Source organism: Nocardioides humilatus (genome assembly GCF_008373755.1).
In the GTDB taxonomy this organism is placed as follows: Bacteria; Actinomycetota; Actinomycetes; order Propionibacteriales; family Nocardioidaceae; genus Nocardioides; species Nocardioides humilatus.
The window spans coordinates 122,551-141,769 of record NZ_VUJV01000001.1 but is presented as its reverse complement, the minus strand read 5'-3'; the positions used below and the strand labels follow the sequence as shown (position 1 = coordinate 141,769).

The following is a 19,219-nucleotide window of genomic DNA, read 5'->3' as shown; positions in this document are numbered from 1 at the left end:
CCAGGGGGTATCGTTCGACCGATCATGAACGAGCACGCACATCACCACGGATCCTCCCGCTCCCTTGCCCTCGCCGCGACGTTGCACTGCCTCACCGGCTGCGCGATCGGCGAGGTGCTCGGCCTCGTCATCGGTACGGCGATCGGCCTGCCCGACGGCTGGACCGTCGCCCTCTCGGTCGCCCTCGCCTTCACCTTCGGCTACCTGCTTTCGGCTCTGCCGCTCCTCCGTTCGGGGCTCGCACCCCGCGCTGCGCTGAGCCTCGTGCTCGCCGCGGACACGCTCTCGATCGCGGTGATGGAGGTGGTCGACAACACGGTGATCGTGCTGATCCCGGGCGCGATGGGCGCGGGGCTGCTGAACGTCATGTTCTGGGTCGGGCTCGTGATCGCCCTCGCGGCGGCCTTCGTCGCCGCCTATCCGGTGAACTGGTGGCTCCTCAGCCGGGGCAAGGGTCACGCCCTGACCCACGCGCACCACGGCTAACCTGACCGCGTGACCACGATCGCTGTCGCCGGCGGCACCGGCGTGCTCGGGAGGCAGGTCGTCGACGCCTGCCGACGCCGTGACCTCACCCCCGTCGTCATCGCCCGCTCGGCCGGCATCGACCTGGTATCCGGGGTCGGCCTCGACGATGCGCTTGCCGGGGTCGACGCCGTCATCGACGTCTCCAACGTCGTCGCGCTGCGCGCCAAGCCCGCGATCGCGTTCTTCGAGGCGGCGACCGGCAACCTGCTGGCCGCGGGGGAGCGCGCCGGGGTCCGCCACCACGTCGCCGTGTCGATCGTCGGCTGCGACCGCGTCGACATGGGCTACTACTACGGCAAACGGCGCCAGGAGGAGCTGGTCGGAGGCGGCTCCGTGCCGTGGACGATCGTCCGCGCGACCCAGTTCCACGACTTCGCCGGCCAGCTCCTCGAACGCTCGCCCGGCCCGGTCAAGCTCGTCCCCAAGATGCTCAGCCAGCCGGTCTCAGCCCGACAGCTCGCCGACCACCTCGTCGACGTCGCGCTCGGTGAGCCTGCCGGCCTGGCCGCCGACGTCGGCGGCCCCGAGCAGCACCAGATCCCCGACCTCGCCCGCCGCCTGCTCGCCCATCGGGGCGAGCGCACCAAGGTCATCGCCGCCCCGCTCCCCGGCGCAGCCGGCAAGCAGATCGCCGCCGGCGGCCTGCTGACAGCAGAGGGCGCCGTGATCCTGCCCGAGACCTACGACGCCTGGCTGGCTGCGCATTAGGGCGAAGGCCGCTGTTGAGTGCTGCGCCGCTGGTTGAGGTGCGAGCGAAGCGAGCCTCGAAACCAAGGCCCGGCATCTCAAGAAGTCGTTCGGCGCCGAGCGACTGCTGCTCGTACAGTCGTCGGTCTCGCCTCACCCCTGGGGCGGACGGGCTACGGCAGGTTCCGACCCTGCGTGGCGACCGTGATCCGTAAACAGTGGTCCGACCACATCGGCAGGGGTTGCCCGGCGGCCTCGGTCGGATTCCCGACCGGGCCGCCGGTGTCTGTGCGCCGCTGGTTGAGGTGCGAGTGAAGCGAGCCTCGAAGCCAAGGCTCTGCTTCCGCTGGTCGAGTAGCCCCGAGCCGCCAGGCGAGGGCGTATCGCGACCGCGCAACTCCTCACAAGTTCCGAATCGGACTAGAACAATTGTTCGAATACGGGTACGATGGAGGCATCTCGGAAAGGTGTCCTCATGGTCGCGCAGCTCCTCGAACCGCCCCACCAGCTGGTGGCGTGCATCGAGGCTGCGACCGCCCAGATCTCCGACGCGCTGACGTATGAGCCGGTGTTCCTGAGCCCGGACGACAAGCGTGCGGGACTGCTAGCGCTCAACGAACTCAAGCGGCGTGCGGCCGCGCTGGAGGGCCGTCTGATGAACGCCGCCGGTGACGTGGCTGATCAGGACGGTGCGCGCGATGTGGCGACCTGGGTCGCCCAGCGCACCCAGGCCGACGTCGGCCCGCTACGCGCACAGCAGAAGCTCGCCAAAGCTCTCGACGAGCGGTGGCAGCAGGTCGCGGCCGGGATGGCTGCCGGTGGGGTGTCGTTCGAGCAGGCGCAGGTGATCGTGCGGGGTCTGGGTGATCTGCCCGACTACCTCGACCCGGCGATCATCGCCCGCGCTGAGACCCACGCGGTGGAGCTGGCACAGGACCATTCTCCGAAGGAGTTGCGGCTGTTGCTGCGTCGGATCCTGGACGTCGCTGCTCCGGAGATCGCTGAGGCCGAGGACGCCAAACGTCTCGAGCGCGAGGAACAACAAGCGCGCGAGGACATGCGGCTCACGGTCAAGGACAAGGGCACCGGCTCGATGCGGATCATCATCGACGTGCCCGGAGCGATCGGACAGCGACTGCTGACCAACCTCCACGCCTACACCAACCCCCGCAAAGCCGACGGCACCCTCGACAGCGACGCCGACCGGATCCCGTACCCGAAGAAGCTCGCCCAAGCCTTCTGCGCCCTCCTCGAGCACCTCGACCCCACGACGCTCCCGCAGCACGGTGGGATGGCCACCACCCTGGTGGTCACGATGACCAAGGAATCACTCGAGAAGGACCTCGCGATGGGGTCGATCCTCGGCGGCGACGCGCTGTCGGCGGCCGAGCTTCGTCGGATGGCGTGCACCGCGAAGATCATCCCCGCCGTGCTCGGCGGCAAGGGCGAGATCCTCGACCTCGGCCGCGGACGCCGCCTGTTCTCAGCCGCTCAACGCCTCGCCCTGGCCCTGCGTGCCGGCGGCTGTCAGGCCGAAGGCTGCGGCGTCCCCGCCGCGTGGACCGAGGCCCATCACCTCAAACCCTGGTCCCAAGGCGGCAAGACCGACATCAAGGACGCCGTCGCGGTCTGCAACCACGACCACCAACGACTCCACGACGGACGATGGGCACACGAGTTCCTCCCCAACGGGAAGATCAGATTCAGCCGACGTCGATAGAGCGCATGTCGCGGCGAGCAAGCAGCTTGGAAGATCGGCGGCTGTCCGCTCGTCGCGCGGATACGGTGTTGCAGTGGACAGGATCGATGTTGGCTTCTGCTTCTACGACGATCCCGACTACGACACGGACGCCGATCGCGACAGCACGTTGCTGAGGGAATGGCACAGGCTCCTTTGGAGCAAGAAGCTCCCGGGTGACAGCAGTTCCATCAAGTGGCAGGTCGAGCCTGGCGGATATCTGACATGTTTCGCGCGCGGCGGCACGGTTCGAGTGTCCAGTGACACCATTGCGACAACCCACTCGCGCTACGCCCGGCAGGGCATGAGCGAGCTGTGGGCCGAGCTGAGTCCAGCCGAACAACAGCACTACGACCGCGCGTTTTACACGATCGGCGGATTCGTAATCTTTCCGGTTCGCCGCGGCTCTCTGAATCAATTGCGTGGGACTGACTCCAGGATTTCGGACCGCTTCGACCTCACCCTCGAATGCATTCGCCAGCACTACATGGGCGAGCAAGCGAATCCACTTGCGCAGCCCTTGGCGCTCGATGCGCACTTCTTCGGGCTCTTTGGAGTCGGCGCCTCTGGGTTCTCAGCGTACGTTGGCTTCTTCCATCTGCAAGACATGGTCGCAGGCAATGCGATTCGATGGATGGACGACCGTGGCGGCAATGAATGGGATTTCGCTTCCCCGCCGCTGCCGCAGTCGGCGCCGGTCTATCGGCGCTACCTCGAAAACGTCTCTCAGTTCGTCTCTGCGCGGAATGCCCGGATCCGCAAGTGGTGCGACGACTAGACCCACCGCCCGACCAGGCACCCCGCGGTGCAAGCGGACGGGCGTGCGCGTGCTCTCGAGAGGTTCCGTCGGAGGTACTCGACACGGTTCTCCGCACTGACGATCCTCCGGAGCAGGACAATGCTTGTTCAAGACGCCGCAACGGCAGCCGACCTCGACTCCTGGCTCGCGAGAGCCCTCGAACCAACTCCCGCCGGTCGCCTCTTTTGGGCTCCATGCCGATGGAGGGAGCCATCTGACTGGGTGTCAGTCAGCGGCTTGGAGCACCTAGCGGTGTTGATTTCGACGGCATCTCGGTCGGACAACAACGTGTGCTTCGTAAGTAGCGTCCGTGGGACAGCAGCCAGGACCGCCAACCTGATTGGGCTCGTTGGCCGCCAGCACCTCGGCTGGGCAGTGATCATCAACAGCAACCGGACAGCACGGTGGAACGGTGACGTTCGTCATCACGACTATCGCTTCGGCAACTATGAATCCTTCAGCGTGTTGTCCGCAGCCGACATTGCCAGTGGTTGGGTGACATCCGGAGCGCTCCCGTCAGGCCTGACCTACCGACCACTCTCATGACTCAATGGACCGCGCTACCGGCCTACCGCACCCAGCGGTAGATCTGCCCGTCCCTGACCTCGACCTCGCGCGGCGGCTTGGGAGCCGGGTGCTCGCGCAGGTGGGCGAGGACGTTGTTGCGGCCGCGCAGCGCGACGTCGCGATCGTGCCAGTGGAGGTAGGGGTGGAGGAGGGGTACGGCGTCCGTGGTGGCCCCGGCGTCGATCAGAGACCAGACCTCGGCCGCGGGGGCGGGGAGCTCGGGGAGGTCGTGGAGCATCGCGGGCACGCACATCCGCCAGGCGTCGGTGATCAGCTCGCTCATCTCCTCCTCGCCCAGCCGGTCGAGGTGCGCGCACACCCACTGGTAGCGCAGGTCGCTGGTGCGAGGCAGGAAGAAGACGTCGGGCGCTGACTCGATGAGCGCGTCGCGCTCCTCGCGCGGGAAGGCGAACCCCATCTTCGTCTCGTCCTTGGCGAAGGCGACGAAGACGAGCTGCTTCACCTTCAGCTTCCAGTGACCCCCGATCTCGCGCTCGTAGACGCGGGGGAGCGGTAGGGCCACTCGGCGTACGGCGTCGGCGTCGGTCACGAGCGTGAGGCTAGGCGCAACCACGGACAACTGCCTGCCAGGTGTCGGCGGCGCGGCGTACGTTGCCTGTATGGCAACCCTCGACGACGCGGCGGCGATGGCACTGGCCCTGCCGGAGGTGACCGAGACCGAGCAGTGGAAGACCTGGCGGGCCTGGGCGGTGCGCGACAAGAAGTTCGCCTGGGAGCGGACCTACACGAAGGCCGACCTCAAGCGCTTCGGCGACGAGGAGCCGCCGAGCCTGCCGGTGCTCGCTGTGCGCACCGACGGGCTGGTCGAGAAGGAGGCGATCCTCGCCGACCCGCCTCGAGGCGTCTTCCACATCCCGCACTTCAACGGCTACGCCGGCGTGCTGATCGAGCTCAGCGTCATCTCCGACGTCGACCTCGAGGCGATGCTGCTCGACGCGTGGCTCGCGATGGCGCCGAAGGACCTCGCTGAGGAGCACCGCAAGCGATAGCCGCTACATCTCCTCGTGCACGTCGGGGTCGCCACCGAAGAGGCGGCCGTCGGGCCGGCCCAGGGCGGTGATCCCGGCGATCTCCTCGGGGGTGAGGGCGAAGCCGAAGACGTCGAGGTTCTCCGCCTGCCGCGACGCGGTCGCGGACTTGGGGATCGGCAGGTTGCCGAGCTCGATGTGCCACCGCAGCAGGACCTGGGCGGGGGTGACGCCGAGGCGGTCAGCAGCGGCGGCGACCACAGGTTCGCCGTACGGCGCCGCTCGCTTGCCCAGCGGGCTCCACGCCTCGGTCACGATGCCCAGCTCGGCGTGCGTGGCGCGCAGCTCCTCCTGGGGGAAGGCGGGGTGCAGCTCGATCTGGTTGACGGCCGGGACCACGCCGGTGTCGTCGATGATCCGGGTGAGGTGGGCCCGCGTGAAGTTGGAGACCCCGATCGAGCGCACCAGGCCGCGCTCGCGGAGCGTGACCAGCGCACGCCAGGCCTCGACGTAGAGGCCGACCGACGGGTTGGGCCAGTGGATCAGGTGCAGGTCGAGGTAGTCGAGGCCGAGCCGGTCGAGCGAGGCCTGGGTCGAGGAGATCGTCTCGTCGTAGGAGTGGTGCCGCCCGGGCAGCTTGCTCGTGACGAAGAGCTCCTCGCGCGGCAGCCCGCAACGGGTGACGGCCTCGCCGACCGATTCCTCGTTGTCGTAATTCACGGCGGTGTCGAGCAAGCGGTAGCCGACCTCGATCGCCGAGACCGTGGCCGCGACGGCATCGGGCCCCTGCATCGGGTAGGTGCCGAAGCCGATCGCGGGCAGGCTGTGTCCGTCGTTGAGTTCGCATGTCGGAGTGGCCATCGGTCCACGGTAGCGAGTAGGTCTAATGTCCTGCTCGTGATCACTGACGACGCGAAGCAGCAGGTGGTCGACGCCTGCCACCGGCTGGCGGCCGAGGGCCTGCTCATCGGTACGGCCGGCAACGTCAGCATCCGCGTCGGCGACCGGGTTGCAGTCACCGCGACCGGTGCCGTCCTCGGCGAGCTCACCCTTGACCAGGTGGTCGAGGTCGACCTCGCGGGCACCCAGGTCGCGGGCGACCTCACGCCGACGAGCGAGGTCTACCTCCACCTCTCGGTCTACGAGAAGTACGACGTCAGCGCGATCGTCCACACCCACGCCCCCGTGAGCACGGCCGCCTCGATCTCCCTGGCGGAGATCCCCGTCGTCCACTACCAGCAGCTGCTCCTCGGCGGCGTGATCCGGGTGGCTCCCTACGCCACCTTCGGCACTTCCGAGCTCGCGGAGCGGGTGGTGGCCGCCCTGGAGGGCCGGGCTGCTGCCCTCATGGCCAACCACGGCGCGGTCGCGATCGGCGCGACGCTCACGAAGGCGGTCGACAACGCGCTGCTCCTCGAGTGGCTCTGCGGCGTCTACCGCGACGCGCTCTCGATGGGCCCACCGGCGACGCTGACCCACCAGCAGCAAGAAGACGTGATCGCCGCCGCGATCGCGCGCAACTACGGCACTGTCCAGAAGTCAGGGGAGTAAGCGATGACCAAGCCCACGACCAGGGTGCTCTGCATCGGCGTCCACGTGCTCGACATTCACGTGGCGACGGTCGACAGCATCCCCGAGGGCTCCAGCGGGGCGCTCGTCGACACCATCCGGATGTCCCCGGCCGGCACCGCGGGCGGCACGGCCGTCGTGCTCAGCAAGCTCGGTGCCGACGTCACCAGCGTGGCGGCGGTCGGCGACGACCCGCTCGGCGCGGTCCTGGTCAGCCTGCTGCAGGCCAACGGCGTCGACACCGGTCGGATCACGACGAAGGACGGCGTGCAGACCTCCGCGAGCGTGCTGCCGATCAACGGCAACGGCGACCGTCCCGCCTGGCACTGCATCGGCGCCAACGGGTCGCTCACCCTCGACGACATCGACCTCGATCTCGTACGCGGGGCGGACCATGTCCACGTCGGCGGACCGGAGTTCCTCGGCGATGCCGCGGTCGCCGTACTCGAAGCGGCGCGGAGCGCCGGTGTCACCACCTCGATCGACATGCTGGCTCCCGGTGAGCCGATGTGGCTCGACGCGATCGCCGCGTGCCTGCCGCTGGTCGACCTGTTCTTGCCCAACGACGAGCAGCTGCTCGGCCTCACGGCGACGACCACTCTCGAAGAGGGTGCCCAGGCGCTGCTCGACCGGGGCGTCGGCTGCGTCGCCGTCACCGCCGGTGCGCGGGGCGCCTACGTCGCCACCGCGGAGGAGTCCGCCTGGGTGCCGGCCTTCGCGATCGAGGTCGTCGACACGACCGGCTGCGGTGACTCGTTCTCGGCCGGCTTCCTGCTCGGCCGCGCCCAGGGCCGCGACCTGGTGGCGGCCGCGACCCTGGGGTGCGCGACCGCCGCTCAGGTGGCCCAAGGCATGTCGACCGACGCCGGGTCCTACGACCTGGCGTCGGTCGACGCGTTCGCCTCGGCTACGCCGACGCGCTGACCGTCAGGCCCGGTAGGCCTTCGCGGTCACCTCGTACTTCGGCCCGTCGTCCTTCGGCGTGCCGAGGCACGAGTACGGCGAGTCCGGGTTGGTGTAGCAGTTGAAACGCGAGCTCGAGTTGATCATGAGCACCTCGACGCCCTTGATCGAGCCGGAGCTGAACGGCACGTTCTTGGCGCCGTTGCCCTCCTGGTTGAGCTTGACGTTGAGCCGCTCGATCTTGCCGTTCTTCTTGTAGACCAAGATCACGGCCGCGGAGCCGCGGTCAGTCGGCGCGAAGTCGAGGGTGACCTTCAGTCGCCAGTCGGCCGCGCCGAGGTTCTGCGGGTTGAAGCGGGAAGTGGCCGAGGCCAGGTGCCCGCTCGTCCAGTTGGCGCCCTTGATCTTGTGGGACGGGTTGATCGTCTGCACGAGGGCCTGGGTGGTCGGGTAGTTCGCGCCCTCGGAGTAGTACTTCTTCGGGTTGCGGTTGACCGTGCTGAAGTTGACGAACTCCTTCTTCAGGGTCGTCCCGAGGTTGCTCAGGACCTTGGCCAGGCCTTGCGTCGAGTAGTCGTCCGGCCCGCCGGGCGCGCCGTCGGCCCGCTCCCAGACCTTGCGGACGAGGTTGGGCAGCTTGCCGGTCTTGGCCGGGAACTTCTCGGTCAGGTAGCGCCACCAGATCCAGGTGCCGTAGTGGAAGCCGTCGCCGTAGTAGTCGAGCGGCACGTAGGACAGACCCAGCGGACCGTTCGCGAGGTACTGCCGGTTGTCGTCGACCCCGTCGAACATCTCGTCCTCGACCCAGGTCGCCGTCGACTCGAGGAGCCAGCCGTCCTCCCAGGCGTCGTAGGCGTACTGCACCGCGTGGAAGAACTCGTGAGCGGCCGTCACCTGCATGTTCTCGGTCGGGGTGTTGGTCGGGAACTCCGCCGGGGCGTAGTCGTTGTCGAGCGCGCAGTAGGCCCAGAAGCTGTAGTCGCCGCTGGTGTCGGGGTTGTTGGGGTCGTCGGAGGTGCAGAAGCCGTAGAGGCCCTGGTTGCCGATCTGACCGAGGTAGATGTCGATCTTGTTGGTGCCCCCGCCGAGCGCACCGTCACGCTTGGGCGTGCGGTAGCCGGCCGCGACGTAGTCGACGTTGATCTGGTTGATCGTGTCGGCGACGTTCTGGACGTAGGCCGGGATCGTGTTGGCGTCGCCGTCGGAGTCGAGGACGGCGTTGGTGCCGGTCTCCGCGTAGTGGATGCAGAGCTCGACGAAGCACTTGTTGATCGGCAGCGCGCCCGGGATGTAGGGGTCGCTGCCCGTGCCGGGACGCAGCAGGAACTGGTGCGCCACCTTCTTGTCGGCAGGGGAGAGGTACTTGGTCTGGACCCGGAGGTCGCGCAGCGCGACGGTCAGGTCACGGCCGTCGGACGTCCGTCCGCCGCGTGCCTTGGCGTCGCCGTTGACGATCGCCTGCACCTCGGCCAGCGTGTCTTTGGCCTCGGCGGCCTTGGACGAGGAGGTGCCGGGCACCTTGAGGTCGGGTTGGTCGAAGTCGTCGTCCGCGACGGCCGCCGGGACCGTCAGCGATGCCGCCAGAGCAACCGAGATGGGTAGGACTAGGAGCGAGCTCAGTTTCACCAACGCAGCATGCCACCCTGCACGCGGCTAAAACCATCGTTCATACGAACTAAATATTGAGCCTCAGTGACGCGGCGGGGGCGGCACCTGGGTCAGCGTGCCGCTGACGCTGGCCACGAGGTTGTCGTCGAGCGGGTCGCCTTGGCAGGAGTACGACGGCAACGAGTCGTGGGTGCCGCAGTCGCCCGTGCGGTCGCTCGCGTTGACCAGCGTGACCTCGACGTACTTGTAGGTCGTGATGTCGAACGGCAGCACCAACGAGCCGTCTCCGGCTCCGTTCAAGGCGATGCGGCGGGGAGCCATCGGTGTGCCGTCCTGCCGGAACTGGGTCACCATCGCGACCGGACGGGTCACCAGGACCGCGAGGTCGAACGCGAGGTTCAGCCGCCATGTCGACGCCGTCAGCGTGGTGTGCGGGACGAAGCGGACGGTGGAGGACGTCAGGTGGTCCAGCGACTTGGAGCCGCCGACCGGACCCGGCGCTGACGCCGAGAGCGTCCGGATCACGCCGGGGTCGGCCACGGGGTAGGCCGACCCGTTGACGTAGCTGCCTGGGTCGCCGGGGTGGCGGTTGGCGTCGGCGAAGGCCGCGAGCTCGGTCGAGAGGTTGGTGCCGCGCTCGTCGAGGACCTCGGTCAGAGCTTGCAGCGAGTAGGTCCCCGGTGCCGCCGTACGGGTGTCGAGGCGACGCCACACGTTGCGCACCAGCGTCGGCATCCCGCCCTCGGCGAGCGGGTAGTGCTCGCTGAGGTAGCGCCAGAAGATGCCGACACCGGCCGGGTAGCCGTGCAGCTGACCCTCGTAGGTGTCGAGCGGCGTGAGGGAGTCGCTGAACGGGCTGTTTCCGAGGGACTGCAGCCGGCGGGTGAGGTTGGGGAAGAGCTGGTCGGCGGCCCAGGCGGCCGTCGACTCCCAGAGCCAGCCGTCCGCGTGCGCGTCGTAGGCCATCTGGATCGCGTGGAAGTACTCGTGTGCCGCGGTCACCTTCAGGTTCGCGAGCGCGTTGCCGGTCGGGAACTCGGCGTGCGAGAAGTTGTTGTCGAGCACGCAGTATGCCCAGGTCCGCTCGGGCACGGCGCCGGGCGGATCGGTGTAGCACCGGCTCCCGCGCTCTCCCACGTTGCGCAGGTAGACGTCGGTGCGGTCGTCGCCGGCGATGTTGTGGTCACCGAGCGGGGTGAGGTAGCCGGCCTTCTTGTAGGCCTGGTGGATGCCATCGACGGTCGACCGGACCTTCTCGACGAAGTCGGGGACCTTGTTGCGGTTGCCGTCCTTGCCCGGAGGGGCGTGCTTGCCGGAGGTCGTCCAGTGCACGCAGATCCGCGGCGTACAGGCGCGCTTGTCGGCGCTCGGCCGGGGCCGCTTGAAGATGTCGGTCGCCCCGGGCGCTGCGGCGCGCGCGCCATCCTCGCGCTCGGGGTCGGCGACGGCAACGGGCCCGGTGAGGGACGCGGCGGCGACCAGGGCAACGGCCAGGGAGACGATGGCTCGCTTCAACTGCACCCGCGCAGCATGCCAGCAGTCGAACCGTCAGGTGGGCGCGTCCAGCGAACTCGCACCAACCTCAGTGACGGAAGAGCTCAGCCCGTACGGCGTACTTGGCGCCATCGTCGAGCGGCTGCCCGCCACACGCGTAGAGCGTCTCCTCGTGGCAGTCGTAGCGGAACGAGGTGTTGACCAGCGTGACGACGACCCGGGCGACCTCGGCCGCGCCGAAGCGCACCGTCAAGGCGCCGTCGCCGGCGCGGTCGAGGTGGACGGTGTGCCGCGACCGCTGCCCGTCGGCCCGTACGACGACCACCCGGGCCGCCGACCTGCGGCGCGGTGCCTCGACGTGCACGCGCAGCCGCCACCGGTGGCCGCGCAGCTCGTGGGTGGGCCGGAAGGCGACGTGGTGGGCCGAGAGGTGGTCGACCTGCGTCCTGCGCGTCACGACAGGCTGGTCCGGCCCCATCGCGGCCGGCCGCCCGACCCGCGCCGAGGGCCAGGAGCGCCCTTCGGGGTAGGCGTCGGCGGGGGAGAGGTTGGCGACGGCGTACGAGGTCAAGGCACGGGAGAGCCCTTCGTGGCGGCCGAGCACCGCCGTCAGCGCCTCGACTGAGTAGAGATTGGGTCCGTCACCGACCGAGTCGGCCTGCCGCCAGACGGCGCGGACCAGGCCGTCGCCATAGCGATCGGTGAGGTACTGCCACCAGGCCCACGTGCCGTACTGCGCGTAGCGGGTGTTGGAGAAGTCGTCGAGGGGCACGCCCGGTCGCCGCACGGTGCCGTAGGGCAGGTAGCGGCGGTTGTCGTCGACCTTGTCGGCGAAGGTCTCCTCGATCCAGGTCGCGGTCGACTCCAGCAGCCACGGGTCCTCGCGGAAGTCGTAGCCGAACTGGATCGCGTGGAAGAACTCGTGGGCTGCTGTCACCCGCAGGCTGTCGCCGGCGGGCGCGCCGAACTGGCGACGCGTGAAGTCGTCGTCGAGCACGCAATAGCTGGACGCGGCCAGCCGTTCGCCGCGCACGCGTCGCTCGGGCGTGCAGTAGCCGAAGAGACCGCGGTGGCCGAGCTCGGCGAGGTAGACGTCGAACCGGTCGTCGCCGCCACGACGACCGTCGGTCGGCGGCGGCCGGAACCGGAGCTCGTCGACCTCGTGGTCCCACACGTCGCCCAGCACGCGCAGCGTCCGGCGCACCCACCGGATCGACGGTGGCGCATCGGCGCCCTTCACCGCGTAGTGCACACAGATCCGCCGGCCGCACACCTTGCGCGAACGGCCGCGGTAGCCGTCGCCGCCGGGGTCGTTGACGCCATCGGTCGGCCGCGCCAGCAGGGTCTGGGCGACGATCTTCTGCAGCGGGTTGAGCGTGGGACGGGCGACGAAGAGGTCCCGCATCGCGAGCGTCGAGTACGGCGACTCCGCCGCTCGCCGCGCGTCCGGACCCGCCGGATCGGCGCTGACCGGCCCGCCGAGTGCGGTCAACGCACCTGCGAGAAGGCAGGCGACAACAAGGCGTGCGGGGAAGGACACGAGAACCAGCGTCGCGGACGGACGCGCCGGAACCCGGCACGACGCGCCGCATGCGCGAGGATGCCCGTGTGAGTGGCCCGATGATTCCCACAGATTCCGCTGCCGACGCGGAGCGCCGTTCGGCGCTGCGCCGGATGCGCACGGTCGCGGTCTCGCTGCTGCTCTTCGCGGCAGCCGTCTACGGCGTGACCTTCGGCAGCGACGGAGCGTGGGGCTACGTCAACGCCGGCGCCGAGGCGTCGATGGTCGGTGCCATGGCCGACTGGTTCGCGGTGACGGCGCTCTTCAAGCACCCGCTCGGCCTGCCGATCCCGCACACGGCGCTCATCCCGAAGCGCAAGGACGACCTCGGCAAGGGCCTCGAGCAGTTCGTGGGGGAGAACTTCCTCCAGGAGGACATCATCCGCGAGCGGATCCTCTCGGTCGGGATCGCGCAACGGGTGGCGGGCTGGCTCGCCGTACCTGCCAACGCGCAGCGCGTCGTCGAGGAGGTCTCCGACCTGGCTGCGATCGGGCTGTCGAAGGTGCGGCCCGACCACATCGAGTCGCTCGTCAACGACGCCCTCGTGCCGCGCTTCCGCGAGGAGCCGGTGGCGCCGCTGCTCGGCGGTCTCCTCGACGAGGCGCTCGCCGACGACCTGCACCACGGTCTCGTCGACCTGACCCTCAACGAGCTCTACGACTGGCTGATCGCCAACCCGGAGACCGTGCACGAGGTGATCGGCGAGCGCGCACCCTGGTGGGCGCCCGACAGCGTCAACACCTATGTCATCAACCGGCTGCACACCGAGATGGTGCGGTGGATGGCGGAGATCCGTAGCGACACCAACCACCGCGCGCGGCGGGCGCTCGACTCGATGCTCCAGCAGCTCGCGACCGACCTGCAGAGCAACCCGGCCACCCAGGACCGTGCGGAGCGGCTCAAGGAGCGGGTGCTCGACCACCCGGCCGTCAACCGCACCGCGATCGCGATGTGGACCGCCCTGCGCGAGGCGCTGGTCAAGTCGCTCGACGACCCCGCCGGCGCGGTCCGCAAGCGGCTCCTGCTCGAGGTCGACCTGCTGGCGACCCGGCTCTCGAACGATGCCGACCTGCGCGAGCGCCTCGACCAGATGGCGGGGGACCTCGCGGTCTTCGCCGTCGACAGGTACGGCAGCGAGGTCACCACCGTCATCACCCACACCATCGAGAGGTGGGACGGCAAGGAGGCGGCGCGGCGGATCGAGCTGCACGTCGGGCGCGACCTGCAGTTCATCCGGATCAACGGCACCATCGTCGGTGGCCTGGTCGGGGTGGTCATCCACGCCGCGTCGATCGCACTGAACTGACGGCACTAGGCTGACCGGGTGCCCGAACCCCTGGACGTGTCGATCGCCGAAGGCACGATCAAGCTCGGTCAGTTCTTGAAGCTGGCCAACCTGATCGACTCCGGCTCGGAGGCCAAGCCCCTTCTCGCCGCCGGCATGGTGCGCGTCAACGGCGAGGTCGAGGCGCGCCGTGGCCGCCAGCTCCAGGACGGTGACGTCGTGACGCTGGCGGCGCAGTCGGCGCGCGTGGTGGTGGGCGAGGTCGAGGACAACCTGCCCTGGTAGGTGAGCGTCAGCTGACGCCGAGCAGGTCGACCACGAAGATCAGGGTCTCGCCCGGCTTGATGACGCCGCCGGCGCCGCGGTCGCCGTAGCCCAGGTGGGCCGGGATGACCAGCTGTCGACGGCCGCCGACCTTCATGCCCTGCACGCCGGTGTCCCAGCCCTGGATGACCTGGCCGACGCCGAGGCGGAACTGCAGCGGCGCGCCACGGTTGTAGGACGCGTCGAACTCCTCGCCGCTGGAGTGGGCCACACCCACGTAGTGGACCGACACGGTGCTACCGGCAGTCGCCTCGGCGCCATCGCCGACGGTGACGTCGGTGATGACGAGGTCCGCGGGCGGCTCGGGGTCGAAGAACTCGATCTCAGGCTTTTCCATGGGCGCCACCCTAGCCACCGCTGGTGGTGGCGGTGCGAGCGGAGCGAGCCTCGAAACCCCTACAGCTGGTGCACGTAGGAGTCGAGCTGGTCGCGCTCGAACTCCAACCGGTCGATCTTGTTCTTCACCAGGTCGCCGATGCTCACGATGCCGACCAGGGCGTCGCCGTCGACCACCGGGATGTGCCGGAACCGACCCTCGGTCATCGTGCGCAGCACGTCGTCGAGGTCGTCGTCGGCGCTACAGGTCTTGACGACCTCGGTCATGATCCCGCCGACGGTGTTGTCGATGACCGTGCCGTCGCTGTGCATGCGCCTCACGACGTCGCGCTCACTCACGATGCCGATCATCGTGGTCCCGTCGCTGCTGACGATCAGCGCGCCGATGTTGTGCTCGGCGAGCGTGGCCACGAGCTGACGTACCCCCGCCTCCGGGGTGATCGTGACAACAGCCGGGTGCTGCTTGGTCTTGAGGACATCACTGATGCGCATGTGATGCAGGTTACTCGCGGCGAGGACTCCGGGACCAGATGTCCGAAACCGTCCCGGGGCCGTTGGCGGGCCAGTCGGGGTCGTTGCCCCCGTCGGGCACCGAACCCAGGAAGGACAGCGCCGCGTCGTGCAGGTGGCCGTTGCTCGCCAGGGCGTTGCCGCCCCACGGGCCCTCGTTGCCGTCGAGGGACGTGAACCGGCCGCCGGCCTCGCGCACGATGATGTCGAGCGCTGCCATGTCGTAGACCTCGAGCTCGGGCTCCGCGGCGAGGTCGACGGCGCCTTCGGCCAGGAGCATGTAGGACCAGAAGTCGCCGTAGGCGCGCGTGCGCCACACGCGCCGCATCATCGCGAGCACGTCCTCGCCGAGCCCGCGGTCCTCCCAGCCGGTGATCGAGGAGTAGGCGAACGACGCGTCCTCCAGTCGCCGGATGTCGGACACCTGGCAACGCGTCGCCTTCATCAGCGACTTGCCCGTCCACGCACCCTGGCCGGTCGAGGCCCACCACCGCCGCTGCAGCAGCGGCGCGGACACGACGCCGAGGACGACCTCGTCGTCGACGGCGAGGGAGATCAGCGTGGCCCACACGGGCACGCCGCGGACGAAGTTCTTGGTGCCGTCGATCGGGTCGATGATCCAGCGGCGCTGGGAGTGGCCGGACGTGCCCTGCTCCTCACCGGTGACGGCGTCGCGGCTTCGCGCGCGGGAGAGAGTACGGCGGATGGACTCCTCGACCGCCTGGTCGGCATCGGTCACCGGGGTCAGGTCCGGCTTGCTCATCACGTGCAGGTCGAGCGCCTTGAAGCGTGCCTGCGTGAGCGAGTCCGCGTCGTCAGCCAGCAGGTGCGCCAGGCGGAGGTCGTCGGTGTAGTCGGTGCTCACGGGACTCACACTATTGCCCCGGCGTGATCTTGCCGGGCTGAGGGCTGAACCGCGCGCCCACAGCCTGCGTACAGGAACGTGTGATGCACTCACTCGTCATGGAGATCAACGGCCTTCCTCTTCACGCACTCGTCGTGCACGCTGTCGTGGTCCTCGGTCCGATCGCGGCCCTCGCCGGCATCGCCTACGCGGCGGTCCCGAAGTGGCGCGACTGGCTCCGTTGGCCGCTCGCCGTCCTCGCGACGGTCGTCGTCGGAGCGGTCTGGGCCGCCTACCTGAGCGGTGAGGACCTCACCGAGGCCAATACCTACGGCGGTCCGTTGCACGCCCTTCTGGAGAAGCACGAGGACCGGGCCGAGACGCTCCGTCTCCTGACGACCGGCTTCGCCGTCGTCACGTGGGCGACGATGTGGTGGCACACCCGCAAGGGTCCGGTGCTCGTCGCCCTCAGCGCGCTGATGGCAGTCCTCGCCGTGCTGACCCTGGTGTGGGTCGTCCTCACCGGCGACGCCGGTGCCCAGGTCGCCTGGTACGGCGTCAAGGGCTGATCAACCTCAGTAGTCGGTGACCGACCGGGCAGCGAGGAGGCGGCGGAAGGACGCGACCCGCTCGGGGTCGGCCTCGCCACGCGCGAGGGCCTCGTCGAGGCCGCACTCGGGCTCGGCGTCGGCGTGGGTGCAGCCGCGCGGGCACTCCTCGGTCATCTCGTCGAGGTCGGGGAAGGCCTCGATCAGGTGCTCGGGCTGCACGTGGGCGAGCCCGAACGAGCGGATGCCGGGGGTGTCGATGATCCAGCCGGCCCGGCTGTCGGAGTCGGGGTCGGGCAGCTCGAGCATGATCGCGGACGTTGAGGTGTGCCGGCCCTGGCCGGTCACCGCGTTGACGTGGCCGGTCTCGCGGCGCGCGTCGGGCACCAGCGCGTTGACCAAGGTGGACTTGCCGACGCCGCTCTGCCCGATCAGCACGGACGTCTGTCCGGCCAGCCGCTCCCGGACCGCGTCGATGCCGACGATGGAGCGATCGGCGTCGCGGCTCGTCACGATCCAGGGCACCCCGAGCGATCGGTAGGTCACCAGCAGGGTCTCGGGGTCCTCGAGGTCGGCCTTCGTCAGGCAGAGCAGCGGCGTCAGGCCGGCGTCGTAGGCGGCGACCAGGGCGCGGTCGATCCACCGCGTGCGCGGCTCGGGGTCGGCCAGAGCGGTGACGACGACCAGCTGGGTCGCGTTGGCGACGAGCACCCGCTCGACGGGGTCGTCGTCGTCGGCAGTACGGCGCAGCACCGTGCTCCGCTCGACCACCTCGACGATCCGCGCCAGGCTCCCGTCGGCCCCCGACACATCGCCGACCACCCGCACCCGGTCGCCCACGATCACGCCCTTGCGCCCCAGGGGCCGGGCCTTCATCGCCATCACGCGGCGGCCCTCGATGTCGAGGGTGAAGCGGCCGCGGTCGACGGTGACGACGAGCGCGTCCACGGCGTCGGCGTAGGTGGGGCGGTCCTTGGTGCGAGGGCGAGTACGACGACGGGGCCGCTCGTAGTGCTCGACGTCGTGCTCGCCGTACCGGCCGCTCATGACAGGAGGGAAGCCCAGAAACCGGGGAAGTCGGGGAAGGTCTTGCTCGTCGTCGCGACGTCCTCGACCAGGACACCCGACACGGCCGCGCCGACGATGACGCCGGCGTGAGCCATCCGGTGATCGGCGTAGGTGTGGAAGACGCCGCCGCTCAGCTCGGCGGGCCGGATCGAGAGCCCGTCGGGGTGCTCGGTCACGTCGGCGCCGAGGCCGCCGAGCTCGGCAGCCAAGGCCGCGAGCCGGTCGGTCTCGTGACCGCGGATGTGCGCGATCCCCCGCAGGTGCGAGGGAGTGGAGGCGAGCGCGCAGAGCGCAGCGATCGCCGGTGCGAGCTCGCCGACGTCGTGCAGGTCGGCGTCGATCCCCAGCAGGCCGCGGCGCCCGCCGACCGGACCGGTGACCCGGAGTCCCTCCGTGACCTGCTCGACGGTGCAGCCCATCTGGGCGAGGAGGTCGCGGAGCGCGTCGCCGGCCTGAGTGGTCGCGGCCGGCCAGTCGCGGACCGTCACCGCGCCGCCCGAGACGGCCGCGAGCGCCAAGAAGGGCGCGGCGTTGGACAGGTCCGGCTCGATCGCCTCGTCGTGCGCGGCGATGGGCCCGGGCGCGACCGACCACCGGTTGGCGTCGGAGTCGTCGACCGCCACACCGCGGTCGCGCAGCATCGCGATCGTCATCTCGATGTGGGGGAGCGACGGGATCGGCTTGCCGTCGTGGCGTACGTCGACGCCGTGGTCGTAGCGCGCCCCGGCCAGCAGTAGTGCGGACACGAACTGCGACGAGGCCGAGGCGTCGATCACGACCGTGCCGCCCGGCACCGTGCAGTTGCCGGAAACGGTGAAGGGCAGCGAGCCGCGACCCTCGTCGTCGATCCGCATGCCGAGCGCGGTGAGGGCGACCAGCACCTCGCCGACCGGACGGTTGCGCATGTGCGGGTCGCCGTCGAAGGCGGCCGTCCCGTTGACGAGTCCGGCGACCGGCGGGACGAACCGCATCACCGTGCCGGCGAGCCCGCAGTCGACCTCGGCGGCGACCGGGGAGGCGGTCGTTGCCAGGGGAGTCACCGACCAGTCGTCGCCGTTCGTGTCCACCACAGCGCCCAAGGACGTCAGCGCGCGTGCCATCAGCTCGGTGTCACGTGAGCGGAGTGCCCGTCGTACGACGGACGGCCCGTCGGCCAGGGCTGCCAGCACCAGTGCGCGGTTGGTCAGCGACTTGCTGCCGGGCAGTGCCACCGTCAGGTCGACCGGCGCGGTCGCCGCAGGGGCGGGCCAGAGGTCGGTGTGCCCGATGGCGGGAGTGGTCATGACCCGCCGAAGTCTAGAGGGCCCCGTGTCTTGAGCGCCGGGTCAGGTGAGCTGGGCCTTGACGAGCTTCGCCTCACGCCGGGCCTCGTGGGCCAGGTGCCCGGCCTCGCGGCGCGCGTCCTTGGCGACCCGACGCGCGCGCCAGACCAGTCCGGGGCGGCCCTCGGTGTCGCCGGCGGCGATGAGGAGCCCGCCGGTGAGGGAGACGTTCTTGAAGAAGTGGGTGAGCTGCTGGCGCCGCTCGTCGGGGTCGGACGCCTCCCAGAAGCGGTAGCGCGAAGCGGTCGACGGCACGAGCGTCGCGGCGAGGACGCCCGAAGCGACCCGCGGGAAGTGACCGGTGACGAGCGCGGCAGCGGCGGCGAGCTGGATGCCGCCGTTGATGCGCACCCACGTCGCGGGGTTGGTCGGCACCGGGGTGCCGTCAGGGGTGGCTCGCTCGACGAAGGGGACGAACCGGTCGGTCACCGGCTTCGCGTCCTGCGCCAGGGTGTCGGCGTTGCGCAGCGAGTCGATGCCGCTGGTCACGAAGAACGCTCCGAGGAGCGGGCGGGCGAGAAGTCTGCTCAGGGCCATG

General features: G+C 69.6%; 21 protein-coding genes. 10 read left to right on the top strand and 11 right to left on the bottom strand.

Annotated features, from left to right (window positions below; genetic code table 11):
• Nucleotides 1–24 precede the first annotated feature (24 nt).
• The 4 genes from F0U44_RS00700 to F0U44_RS00685 all read left to right on the top strand — a co-directional run bounded on the left by F0U44_RS00700 (nucleotide 25) and on the right by F0U44_RS00685 (nucleotide 3,731).
• Nucleotides 25–486, top strand: a complete 462-nt coding sequence (locus tag F0U44_RS00700; RefSeq protein ID WP_149726362.1) for a DUF4396 domain-containing protein — start codon at nucleotides 25–27, stop codon at nucleotides 484–486.
• A 9-nt stretch (nucleotides 487–495) separates the two neighbouring features.
• The gene (locus F0U44_RS00695; protein WP_223163530.1) at nucleotides 496–1,236 is read left to right on the top strand and encodes an SDR family oxidoreductase; all 741 of its coding nucleotides are present in this window, start codon (nucleotides 496–498) and stop codon (nucleotides 1,234–1,236) included.
• A gap of 454 nt (nucleotides 1,237–1,690) precedes the next feature.
• Entirely contained in the window at nucleotides 1,691–2,935 is a 1,245-nt protein-coding gene (locus F0U44_RS00690) for an HNH endonuclease signature motif containing protein (RefSeq protein WP_188113247.1), read from the top strand.
• A 73-nt stretch (nucleotides 2,936–3,008) separates the two neighbouring features.
• Nucleotides 3,009–3,731, top strand: a complete 723-nt coding sequence (locus F0U44_RS00685) for a DUF6994 family protein (protein ID WP_149726360.1) — start codon at nucleotides 3,009–3,011, stop codon at nucleotides 3,729–3,731.
• A 589-nt stretch (nucleotides 3,732–4,320) separates the two neighbouring features.
• Here the strand turns inward: F0U44_RS00685 and F0U44_RS23250 are convergent.
• On the bottom strand, nucleotides 4,321–4,869 hold the full coding sequence (locus F0U44_RS23250) for an MmcQ/YjbR family DNA-binding protein (protein WP_223163529.1): 549 nt from the start codon (nucleotides 4,867–4,869) through the stop codon (nucleotides 4,321–4,323).
• A gap of 70 nt (nucleotides 4,870–4,939) precedes the next feature.
• Between F0U44_RS23250 and F0U44_RS00675 the strand changes: the two genes are divergently transcribed.
• Entirely contained in the window at nucleotides 4,940–5,329 is a 390-nt protein-coding gene (locus F0U44_RS00675; RefSeq protein WP_149726359.1) for an MmcQ/YjbR family DNA-binding protein, read from the top strand.
• A 3-nt stretch (nucleotides 5,330–5,332) separates the two neighbouring features.
• On the opposite strand, the gene F0U44_RS00670 is transcribed toward F0U44_RS00675, so the two are convergent.
• A complete protein-coding gene (locus tag F0U44_RS00670) occupies nucleotides 5,333–6,169 on the bottom strand; it encodes an aldo/keto reductase (RefSeq protein ID WP_149726358.1) in 837 nt (278 codons plus the stop codon).
• 36 nt (nucleotides 6,170–6,205) lie between these two features.
• Here F0U44_RS00670 and F0U44_RS00665 point away from each other — a divergent pair, with 36 nt between their 5' ends.
• Nucleotides 6,206–6,859, top strand: a complete 654-nt coding sequence (locus tag F0U44_RS00665) for a class II aldolase/adducin family protein (protein ID WP_149726357.1) — start codon at nucleotides 6,206–6,208, stop codon at nucleotides 6,857–6,859.
• Nucleotides 6,860–6,862: 3 nt separating this feature from the next.
• Entirely contained in the window at nucleotides 6,863–7,801 is a 939-nt protein-coding gene (locus F0U44_RS00660; RefSeq protein WP_149726356.1) for a carbohydrate kinase family protein, read from the top strand.
• A 3-nt stretch (nucleotides 7,802–7,804) separates the two neighbouring features.
• Here F0U44_RS00660 and F0U44_RS00655 read toward each other — a convergent pair whose 3' ends face one another.
• The 3 genes from F0U44_RS00655 to F0U44_RS00645 form a co-directional block, all read right to left on the bottom strand.
• Nucleotides 7,805–9,406, bottom strand: coding sequence for an MXAN_6640 family putative metalloprotease (locus tag F0U44_RS00655; protein WP_149726355.1), 1,602 nt, complete (start codon nucleotides 9,404–9,406; stop codon nucleotides 7,805–7,807).
• 63 nt (nucleotides 9,407–9,469) lie between these two features.
• A complete protein-coding gene (locus F0U44_RS00650; RefSeq protein WP_149726354.1) occupies nucleotides 9,470–10,909 on the bottom strand; it encodes an MXAN_6640 family putative metalloprotease in 1,440 nt (479 codons plus the stop codon).
• A gap of 61 nt (nucleotides 10,910–10,970) precedes the next feature.
• The gene (locus F0U44_RS00645; RefSeq protein WP_149726353.1) at nucleotides 10,971–12,422 is read right to left on the bottom strand and encodes an MXAN_6640 family putative metalloprotease; all 1,452 of its coding nucleotides are present in this window, start codon (nucleotides 12,420–12,422) and stop codon (nucleotides 10,971–10,973) included.
• A 68-nt stretch (nucleotides 12,423–12,490) separates the two neighbouring features.
• Between F0U44_RS00645 and F0U44_RS00640 the strand changes: the two genes are divergently transcribed.
• Nucleotides 12,491–13,750: a DUF445 domain-containing protein gene (locus F0U44_RS00640; RefSeq protein ID WP_246160216.1), complete on the top strand. Its 1,260-nt coding sequence runs from the start codon at nucleotides 12,491–12,493 to the stop codon at nucleotides 13,748–13,750.
• 18 nt (nucleotides 13,751–13,768) lie between these two features.
• Nucleotides 13,769–14,014 carry an RNA-binding S4 domain-containing protein gene (locus F0U44_RS00635; RefSeq protein WP_149726351.1) on the top strand — a complete coding sequence of 82 codons (246 nt, stop codon included), beginning with the start codon at nucleotides 13,769–13,771 and terminating at the stop codon, nucleotides 14,012–14,014.
• A gap of 7 nt (nucleotides 14,015–14,021) precedes the next feature.
• Here the strand turns inward: F0U44_RS00635 and F0U44_RS00630 are convergent, their stop codons facing one another.
• The 3 genes from F0U44_RS00630 to F0U44_RS00620 are packed head-to-tail and all read right to left on the bottom strand — an operon-like array spanning nucleotide 14,022 to nucleotide 15,764.
• Nucleotides 14,022–14,390 carry an FKBP-type peptidyl-prolyl cis-trans isomerase gene (locus tag F0U44_RS00630; RefSeq protein WP_149726350.1) on the bottom strand — a complete coding sequence of 123 codons (369 nt, stop codon included), beginning with the start codon at nucleotides 14,388–14,390 and terminating at the stop codon, nucleotides 14,022–14,024.
• 59 nt (nucleotides 14,391–14,449) lie between these two features.
• Nucleotides 14,450–14,881 carry a CBS domain-containing protein gene (locus tag F0U44_RS00625; RefSeq protein ID WP_149726349.1) on the bottom strand — a complete coding sequence of 144 codons (432 nt, stop codon included), beginning with the start codon at nucleotides 14,879–14,881 and terminating at the stop codon, nucleotides 14,450–14,452.
• A 10-nt stretch (nucleotides 14,882–14,891) separates the two neighbouring features.
• Nucleotides 14,892–15,764: an inositol monophosphatase family protein gene (locus F0U44_RS00620; RefSeq protein WP_149726348.1), complete on the bottom strand. Its 873-nt coding sequence runs from the start codon at nucleotides 15,762–15,764 to the stop codon at nucleotides 14,892–14,894.
• Nucleotides 15,765–15,847: 83 nt separating this feature from the next.
• Between F0U44_RS00620 and F0U44_RS00615 the strand changes: the two genes are divergently transcribed.
• Nucleotides 15,848–16,312, top strand: a complete 465-nt coding sequence (locus F0U44_RS00615; protein WP_149726347.1) for a DUF2231 domain-containing protein — start codon at nucleotides 15,848–15,850, stop codon at nucleotides 16,310–16,312.
• Between the two features lie 6 nt (nucleotides 16,313–16,318).
• Here F0U44_RS00615 and rsgA read toward each other — a convergent pair whose 3' ends face one another.
• The 3 genes from rsgA to F0U44_RS00600 are packed head-to-tail and all read right to left on the bottom strand — an operon-like array spanning nucleotide 16,319 to nucleotide 19,218.
• A complete protein-coding gene (gene rsgA / locus F0U44_RS00610) occupies nucleotides 16,319–17,338 on the bottom strand; it encodes a ribosome small subunit-dependent GTPase A (RefSeq protein WP_149726346.1) in 1,020 nt (339 codons plus the stop codon).
• A complete protein-coding gene (gene aroA / locus F0U44_RS00605; protein ID WP_149726345.1) occupies nucleotides 17,335–18,642 on the bottom strand; it encodes a 3-phosphoshikimate 1-carboxyvinyltransferase in 1,308 nt (435 codons plus the stop codon). The genes rsgA and aroA overlap by 4 nt, the downstream gene beginning before the upstream one ends.
• Nucleotides 18,643–18,684: 42 nt before the next feature.
• Entirely contained in the window at nucleotides 18,685–19,218 is a 534-nt protein-coding gene (locus F0U44_RS00600) for a DoxX family protein (RefSeq protein WP_149726344.1), read from the bottom strand.
• Nucleotide 19,219 lies beyond the last annotated feature (1 nt).

What these genes read in the sequence shown, in the direction of transcription:
- F0U44_RS00700 (WP_149726362.1), top strand. Translation starts at nt 25, where the DNA reads ATGAACGAGCACGCACATCACCACGGATCCTCCCGCTCCCTTGCCCTC.
- F0U44_RS00690 (WP_188113247.1), top strand. Translation starts at nt 1,691, where the DNA reads ATGGTCGCGCAGCTCCTCGAACCGCCCCACCAGCTGGTGGCGTGCATC.
- F0U44_RS00675 (WP_149726359.1), top strand. Translation starts at nt 4,940, where the DNA reads ATGGCAACCCTCGACGACGCGGCGGCGATGGCACTGGCCCTGCCGGAG.
- F0U44_RS00670 (WP_149726358.1), bottom strand. Translation starts at nt 6,169, where the DNA reads ATGGCCACTCCGACATGCGAACTCAACGACGGACACAGCCTGCCCGCG.
- F0U44_RS00660 (WP_149726356.1), top strand. Translation starts at nt 6,863, where the DNA reads ATGACCAAGCCCACGACCAGGGTGCTCTGCATCGGCGTCCACGTGCTC.
- F0U44_RS00630 (WP_149726350.1), bottom strand. Translation starts at nt 14,390, where the DNA reads ATGGAAAAGCCTGAGATCGAGTTCTTCGACCCCGAGCCGCCCGCGGAC.
- F0U44_RS00625 (WP_149726349.1), bottom strand. Translation starts at nt 14,881, where the DNA reads ATGCGCATCAGTGATGTCCTCAAGACCAAGCAGCACCCGGCTGTTGTC.
- F0U44_RS00615 (WP_149726347.1), top strand. Translation starts at nt 15,848, where the DNA reads ATGCACTCACTCGTCATGGAGATCAACGGCCTTCCTCTTCACGCACTC.
- rsgA (WP_149726346.1), bottom strand. Translation starts at nt 17,338, where the DNA reads ATGAGCGGCCGGTACGGCGAGCACGACGTCGAGCACTACGAGCGGCCC.
- aroA (WP_149726345.1), bottom strand. Translation starts at nt 18,642, where the DNA reads ATGACCACTCCCGCCATCGGGCACACCGACCTCTGGCCCGCCCCTGCG.
- F0U44_RS00600 (WP_149726344.1), bottom strand. Translation starts at nt 19,218, where the DNA reads ATGGCCCTGAGCAGACTTCTCGCCCGCCCGCTCCTCGGAGCGTTCTTC.